Annotated in this window: 9 protein-coding genes and 1 tRNA gene; 6 read left to right on the forward strand and 4 right to left on the reverse strand. The window is 65.3% G+C overall.

Annotated elements, in window-relative coordinates:
• Positions 1 to 7 precede the first annotated feature (7 nt).
• The 5 genes from GL279_RS10945 to aat all read left to right on the forward strand — a co-directional run bounded on the left by GL279_RS10945 (position 8) and on the right by aat (position 4442).
• Positions 8 to 913, forward strand: a complete 906-nt coding sequence (locus GL279_RS10945) for a DMT family transporter (RefSeq protein WP_155064672.1) — start codon at positions 8 to 10, stop codon at positions 911 to 913.
• Entirely contained in the window at positions 910 to 1824 is a 915-nt protein-coding gene (locus GL279_RS10950; RefSeq protein ID WP_155064673.1) for a lysophospholipid acyltransferase family protein, read from the forward strand. Before GL279_RS10945 ends, GL279_RS10950 begins: the two co-directional genes overlap by 4 nt.
• A 95-nt stretch (positions 1825 to 1919) precedes the next feature.
• Positions 1920 to 2438 carry an acetyl-CoA carboxylase biotin carboxyl carrier protein gene (accB, locus tag GL279_RS10955; RefSeq protein ID WP_155064674.1) on the forward strand — a complete coding sequence of 173 codons (519 nt, stop codon included), beginning with the start codon at positions 1920 to 1922 and terminating at the stop codon, positions 2436 to 2438.
• A gap of 8 nt (positions 2439 to 2446) precedes the next feature.
• Positions 2447 to 3796, forward strand: a complete 1350-nt coding sequence (gene accC / locus GL279_RS10960) for an acetyl-CoA carboxylase biotin carboxylase subunit (RefSeq protein WP_155064675.1) — start codon at positions 2447 to 2449, stop codon at positions 3794 to 3796.
• A 13-nt stretch (positions 3797 to 3809) separates the two neighbouring features.
• Positions 3810 to 4442 carry a leucyl/phenylalanyl-tRNA--protein transferase gene (gene aat, locus GL279_RS10965; RefSeq protein ID WP_155064676.1) on the forward strand — a complete coding sequence of 211 codons (633 nt, stop codon included), beginning with the start codon at positions 3810 to 3812 and terminating at the stop codon, positions 4440 to 4442.
• Here the strand turns inward: aat and GL279_RS10970 are convergent.
• The 3 genes from GL279_RS10970 to GL279_RS10980 are packed head-to-tail and all read right to left on the reverse strand — an operon-like array spanning position 4406 to position 5767.
• Positions 4406 to 4918 (reverse strand): DUF2155 domain-containing protein, encoded by a 513-nt coding sequence (locus GL279_RS10970; protein WP_155064677.1) that lies wholly within the window; start codon positions 4916 to 4918, stop codon positions 4406 to 4408. The genes aat and GL279_RS10970 overlap by 37 nt on opposite strands.
• A complete protein-coding gene (gene mlaD, locus GL279_RS10975) occupies positions 4915 to 5391 on the reverse strand; it encodes an outer membrane lipid asymmetry maintenance protein MlaD (protein WP_155064678.1) in 477 nt (158 codons plus the stop codon). Before mlaD ends, GL279_RS10970 begins: the two co-directional genes overlap by 4 nt.
• 1 nt (position 5392) lies before the next feature.
• Complete coding sequence (locus tag GL279_RS10980) at positions 5393 to 5767, reverse strand: NADH:ubiquinone oxidoreductase subunit NDUFA12 (RefSeq protein ID WP_170293951.1); 375 nt, start codon at positions 5765 to 5767, stop codon at positions 5393 to 5395.
• Between the two features lie 213 nt (positions 5768 to 5980).
• Between GL279_RS10980 and GL279_RS10985 the strand changes: the two genes are divergently transcribed.
• Positions 5981 to 6057 (forward strand) — tRNA-Arg (locus GL279_RS10985).
• A gap of 133 nt (positions 6058 to 6190) precedes the next feature.
• Here the strand turns inward: GL279_RS10985 and GL279_RS10990 are convergent.
• On the reverse strand, positions 6191 to 6661 hold the full coding sequence (locus tag GL279_RS10990; protein WP_155064680.1) for a hypothetical protein: 471 nt from the start codon (positions 6659 to 6661) through the stop codon (positions 6191 to 6193).
• Between the last annotated feature and the right edge of the window lie 359 nt (positions 6662 to 7020).

Raw genomic sequence — 7020 nt, forward strand, 5'->3', positions numbered from 1 at the left:
GCCCAGCATGACCCAAACCGCCCTGACCGCGCCCGGCGCCCAGTCGCAGCGCAGCACGCAACTGCGGGGGATCGCGCTGCTTTTGCTGGCAATCCTGGCCTTCACGCTGATGGATGCCACCGCCAAGCACCTGACCCAGACCTATCATCCGGTGCAGGTGATCTGGATGCGCTTCATCGCAAATCTGGCGCTGGTCATGCTGTTCATCGGCCGCCGCTTTGGCGCCACGCTGCGCAGCCGCCGGCCGATGGTGCAGTTGTTTCGCGGGCTGACGCAGCTGGGTTCGGTCGGGCTGTTCTTTACTGCACTGCAATTCATCGGTCTGGCCGAGGCAACGGCGATCATGGACATCAACCCGGTGCTGATCACGCTGGCGGCGGCGATATTCCTTGGCGAAAAGATCGGCCTGCGCCGCGGGCTTGGCATTGCGGTGGCGCTATGTGGGGCGCTGATCATCATCCGCCCCGGTGCGGGCGTGTTCCAGCCGGCGGCGCTGCTGCCGCTGCTGGGGGCGTTTTCCTATGCCGCCGGGGCCATCCTGACCCGGCTCGCGCGCGAGGATTCGACCGCGACCTCGATCCTGTGGACGGCGCTCTTTGGCAGTTTCGTCACCTCGCTGATCGTGCCGTTCTTCTGGCAGCCGATCCAGCAGGGCGACATCTGGGCCTTTGTGCTGCTGGGGCTGTTCGGCTCGGCGGCGCAGGCGATGCTGATCAAGGCATTCTCGCTGGCCGAGGCGGTGGTCATCGCGCCCTTTGGCTATACCGGGCTGATCTGGGCCGGGCTTTGGGACTGGCTGTTCTGGGGCAACCTGCCCGACCGCTGGACGGTGATCGGCGCCTTGATCATCGTCGGCGCCGGGCTTTATGTCTGGACTCGCGAGGCCCGCGCCATGCACCGGACAGCAGAATGACCAGACCAGACCCCGCCGACGCCCCCGAGCCCGTGGCCCTGCGCGACCGGCTGGCCAATGGCGCCTTTCTGGCGCTGATGGGGCTGGCGCGGCTGTTGCCCTATGAACGCCGGGTACCGGCGATGGGCTGGTTCTTTGGCCATGTGCTGGGCCCCCTGGCCGGCTGGCGCCGGCGCATTCGCGACAATCTGGCGCGCGCCTGCCCGGAACTGCCACCCGCCGAGGTGCGCCGCCTGACCCGCGCCGTGCCCGACAATGCCGGCCGCTCGCTGGCCGAGATCTATTCCGGGGCCGAGTTCATCGCCCGCATCCATGCCACCGAGCCCCTGACCGGCCCCGGCCTGCCGGCGCTGGAACAGGCGGCGGCGGCACAGCGCCCGGTGATCCTTGCCGTGGCGCATTTCGGCAATTACGACGCCATGCGCGCGGCGCTGACCATGCGCGGCTGGCCGGTCGGCGCGCTTTATCGCCCGATGAACAATCAGGCCTTCAACCGCCATTACATCCCCGCGATGAAGGCCATCGCCGAGCCGATGTTTCCGCGTGGCCGCTCGGGGCTGGCGGCGATGCTGCGCTTTCTCAAGGGCGGGGGCTGGCTGTCGCTGGGCTATGACCAGTTCGACGGCCATGGTGCGGTCCTGCGGTTTTTCGGCCTGCCCACGAAAACCGTGCTGACCCCGGCCGAGCTGGCGATCCGCTATGACGCGCTGATCCTGCCCATCGCCGGCATCCGCCAGCCCGACGGGCTGTCCTTTCGCGTCGAGGTCGGCGCGCCGATTGCGCATTCTGACCCCGAAACCATGATGCAGCAGCTGAACGACCAGCTGGAAGCGCAGGTCCGCGCCCATATGGAGCAATGGTTCTGGGTGCACCGGCGCTGGAAACAACGGGGCGGCACCGCCCAAGACTAGGCGAAACCCTTTCCCTCGGGTTGTGGAGCAGGCTATAAGCGGCGCCAATCGCCGCAGCTGATCGCGGCCCTGATAACAATATCCCAGAGGACGGCATGAGCGACGACAAGAAATCCAGCCAGGACGAGCGCAGCAGCCAGGACGACGTGGCCTTCATCCAGGCCCTGGCCGAACTGCTCAACCGCAACGAACTGACCGAGCTTTCCGTCAAGCGGGAGTATGGCGAGAATGACCGCCTGACCATCAGCCTGTCAAAGCAGAACAAGCTGGTCCAGACCATCGCCGCCGCGCCGGTCGCCCAGCCCGCCCCGGCGCTTGCGGCGGCCCCTGCCACAGCCCCGGCAGCCGCCCCCGCCGCGCCCGAGGATCCGGCCAGCCTGCCCGGCATCGTGACCTCGCCCATGGTCGGCACCGCCTATCTGTCGCCCGAACCGGGCGCCCCGGCCTTTGTCGCTGTCGGCAAGCAGGTCAAGGAAGGCGAGACGCTGATGATCGTCGAGGCGATGAAGACGATGAACCACATCCCCTCGCCGCGCTCGGGCACGGTCAAGCGCATCCTCGTCGATGATGGCAACCCGGTCGAGTTCGGCTCGCCGCTGATGGTGGTCGAGTGAGCACCGGCATGTTCGACAAGATCCTGATCGCCAACCGTGGCGAGATCGCGCTGCGCATTGTCCGCGCCTGCCGCGAAATGGGCATCGCCTCGGTCGCCGTGCATTCCACCGCCGACAGCGATGCAATGCATGTGCGCATGGCCGACGAATCGGTCTGCATCGGCCCGCCCGCCTCGATCGACAGCTACCTGTCGATGCCGGCCATCATCTCGGCCTGCGAGATCACCGGCGCGCAGGCCATCCACCCCGGCTATGGTTTCCTGTCGGAAAACGCCGGCTTCGTGCAGATGGTCGAGGATCACGGCATCGCCTTCATCGGCCCCTCGGCTGAACATATCCGCATCATGGGCGACAAGATCACCGCCAAGGAGACCGCGAAATCGCTGGGCATCCCGGTGGTCCCCGGCTCGGACGGCGGCGTGCCCGATGTGGCGGCGGCCAAGACCGTCGCGGCCAAGATCGGCTATCCGGTCATCATCAAGGCCACCGCCGGCGGCGGCGGGCGCGGCATGAAGGTGGCGCTGGACGAAAGCCAGCTGGAGACCGCCTTTCGCACCGCGCGCAGCGAGGCCAAGGCCGCCTTCGGCAATGATGAGGTCTATATCGAGAAATACCTGCAACGCCCGCGCCATATCGAGATTCAGGTCTTTGGCGACGGTCGTGGCCGCGCGGTGCATCTGGGCGAACGCGACTGTTCGCTGCAACGCCGCCACCAGAAGGTGCTGGAAGAGGCCCCCGGCCCCGCCATCACCCCCGAGCAGCGCGCCGAGATCGGCGGCATCTGCGCCAATGCCGTGGCCAAACTGGGCTATCGCGGCGCCGGCACCATCGAATTCCTGTTCGAGGATGGCGAATTCTATTTCATCGAGATGAACACCCGGCTTCAGGTCGAACATCCGGTGACCGAGGCGATCTTTGGCGTGGACCTCGTGCGCCAGCAGATCCTTGTCGCCGCCGGACAGGAAATGGAGTTCCGGCAAGAGGATCTGCAGATCCGCGGCCATGCCATCGAAGTGCGCATCAACGCCGAGAAGCTGCCGAACTTTACCCCTTCGCCGGGCAAGATCACCCAGTATCACGCCCCGGGCGGTCTGGGCGTGCGCATCGACAGCGCGATCTATGACGGCTACAAGATCCCGCCCTATTACGACAGCCTGATCGGCAAGCTGATCGTGCATGGCCGAGACCGGCACGAGGCGCTGGCCCGGCTGGACCGCGCCTTGGGCGAGCTGATCGTGGACGGGATTGACACCACCGTGCCGCTGTTCCGCGCGCTGCTGGAAAACCCCGACATCCAGAAGGGCGATTATTCGATCCACTGGCTGGAAAAATGGCTGGCCCAGATGGCCGGCCAATAAGGCTGGCATTGGCATGGGACTGACTGCGGAAAGACTGCTCTTTGCCTATGCGCAGGGCGTCTTTCCGATGGCTGAATCCTCGGCCAGCCAGCAGCTTTACTGGTTCGACCCGCCTGAACGCGGCGTGCTGCCCGTGGGCGGGCTGCATGTCTCGCGCTCGATGCGGCGGTTTCTGGCGCGCAGCGACTGGCGGGCGACGGTCGACCGCGATTTCGCGGGTGTCGTTGCGGGCTGCGCCGACCGGCCCGAAACATGGATCAACGCGCCTCTGGTCCGGCTTTACGACCAGCTGCATGACATGGGCCATGCCCATTCGCTGGAGGTCTGGCAGGGGGACACGCTGATTGGCGGCACCTATGGCATTTCGCTGGGCGGGGCGTTTTTTGCCGAAAGCATGTTCTCGCGCCGACCGAACGCGTCAAAGGCAGCGCTGCTGTGGCTGTCGGCGCATCTGCACCGCTGCGGCTTCGTGCTGTGGGACACGCAATATCCGACGTCGCATCTGGCCTCGCTGGGCGGGCTGACGATCAGCCGCACCGCCTATCGCGCACAATTGGCGCTGGCGGTGCAGATGCCGGTGACATTCGCCGATCTGCCGCTGCCGGCGCCTCAGGCCTTGTTGCAGGAAATCACCCAGACGTCATAGCGCGGATCATCCAGCGCCGAGATCGCCGGAGACGAGGCGATCATCCAGCCCGAGAACACCGTGCTGTTGACGCGCGCATCGGTGATCGTCAGCTCCGCATAGGCATCCGAGGTCGGGTCGGCCGCCGGATAGCGGCATTCGCCCAAGCGCAGTTGCAGCCGGCCGAAATCGACGCTTTCCCCCGAAGCCAAGTCAAAGTCGCGGGTCTGCCCGGTCACCTTGTCAAGACCGCGCAGCTTGGCCGCCGCACCGCGCTGGGTCTGCGGACCGCGCGCCGCAGCCACCGCCGCCTCGCGTTCGGCGGCCGAGGGCTCGGCCGGGGCCACGGCATTGGGATCGTCGCTCAGCGCCGGATCGACCATCAGCGTGTCGTCATCGCCGGGCGTGGCCTCATCTTGCGCCAGAACCGGATGGGCGGCACAGGCCAGCAGCAGAGGCAGCCACAGGGCGGCGCGGCAAGGGCGGTTGCGGGTCATTGCTGTCCTCCTGCGGCGGGTTTGTCACCGGCCTGCGCATCGACGAATTTCATCATCAGCGACAGCAGGCTGACGGCGCCCTGCACATCCTCGATCTCATCGCCCGGGTTCAGGTTTTCGGCAGCACCGCCCGGTTGCAGCTCGATATACGAGCCGCCCAGCAGCCCGTCCGACTGGATCAGCGCCGCGCTGTCCACCGGCATGCGGATCGTGCCGGGCAGGCTGATGCGCGCCTCGGCCAGAAAGCTCTGCGGATCCAGCGTCACCGCCGAGACCCGGCCGACCTTGACCCCGGCCACGCGCACATCGGTGCCCTTGTCGATGCCATCGACATTGGGAAAGGCCGCGCGCAGCTCATAGGCATCGCTGCCCTGCCGGACCCCTCCGCCCGTCGACCACAGCAGAAAGCCCGCCGCCACCGCCAGCACGGCCGCGCCGACCCAAAGTTCGGTCCGCTCGGCGCTGCCCAGCATGTTATTCGGGTTGCCAGGCGTCGTAATCGCTGCGGCGCGCCGGCTCGGCACGGTAAAGCGACCCGGCCGGATGATAGGCGCCAGAGGTGCCGGTCATATTGGGGCGATGCGCCTTTTCCCATGCCTTGTGCGGCAGGGGCTGGCGGGTCGGCGGCTCGTCATAGGTGTGGTGCAGCCAGCCGTGCCAATCGGGCGAAATGCGGCTGGCCTCGGCCTCGCCATTGTAGATCACCCAGCGCCGTTTGCCGCCGCCGCTTTGGTAATAGACATTGCCCTGATCGTCCTCGCCGATCTTTTCGCCGTAAAGCTTGGTCCAGACCTGCGTGTTGATGGTCTGGCTGTTCCACCAGGTCAGGGCGCGGAGAAGAAACGACATCGGCAGGAACCTCTTCGATCGGTGCTGCCGCAGATATGCCGCAAAGCCGGGCGAAGGTCCAGAGTGTGCGGGCGTCGCAGCCATCTTGCGCGATCCCCGTGCCGCCCTCTGACGGGCGCGGATGGCAAGCCGGGACCGGCAGCGCAAGGACGGTGCCCGCAAACGCCATCCCGCGTTGCACTGAGTTTTCCGAACCGCTATCAGAGGGGCCACGGCCCCGTAGCTCAACTGGATAGAGCACGGACCTTCTAAGTCTGGGGTTGGGGGTTCAAGTCCTCCCGGGGTCGCCATTTTCTGACAATTTTTCCTATTGTCGTCCGACGTCGAAAGACCAACTTTTCGACAAAAGTTGGGGTTGCGAACTGCATCATGCGTTGCTGGGCTACGGCCGCCACGCGTCACAGCAAGACGGTGCTGTCGTGGTCAGGCGTGCGGGCCCCGCAGCACCGGCTCGACAAATCGGCGTTCATAGAGTGCGCCGAAGTCTTTGCCGTCAGGTGCGAACGGCGACACTCCAGCTTTTCTGAGCTTGGCCAGGCAGGTCCGCTTATGCAGCCCGAACTCGCGCTGCATCTGGGAAGGCGTAAGAAATCGCTGGTTAAAGGCAGCGATGTCCTCGCCCGAGACGTATAGCATGCGAACATTCGTGATCGGGTGCTGCACCCAACTTGCACTTGCGTGCCCTGCCTCAAACAGAGAGTGGAACCAGCCGTCTGCCCTCATTCCAATACTTCTCGAAAATGCCGCGGCCGAGGTAGCGTTCACCGAAGGTCGTGTGTGAAAGCGGACCTTGGATTCGCGACTGGCAAGTTCGTTGATCTCCGATTTCGAGACCATAAAAGATCTATAACCGGCAGCGCCTGGCAGACGTCCAAGCTTGCTGATATCCTCCATGGCGAGTCGATCTTGTCTCGGGTGATCCTTGGCGTCAGGATCCCGCCTTCCTTCAGAGATCTCAGCTGGGCCTTCGTGGCACCGATCGCGGCTTGCATTTCTAGCGGACCGACGAGTGTCGGTATTTCACGCAGCAGGTCAGCATACTTCCATGCATCGAAAGTCCTGAGTGCGGGAGGACGCTGATCGATGCTCGGATCCGGAATTGCACCTGCATCAACCAGAAACTTCTGTAAGCGCGACGCTGATCCCCTCCTGCCGCTGGTGATCTGAACGGGCCAATCTCCGTGCGCATGAACGTCGGAGGTGTTGGCTTGGAACGAGACGGCAAAATGGGCGGCCATTTGGACGGCTTCTCG

The sequence above is a fragment of the Paracoccus limosus genome (assembly GCF_009711185.1).
Classification (GTDB): Bacteria; Pseudomonadota; Alphaproteobacteria; order Rhodobacterales; family Rhodobacteraceae; genus Paracoccus; species Paracoccus limosus.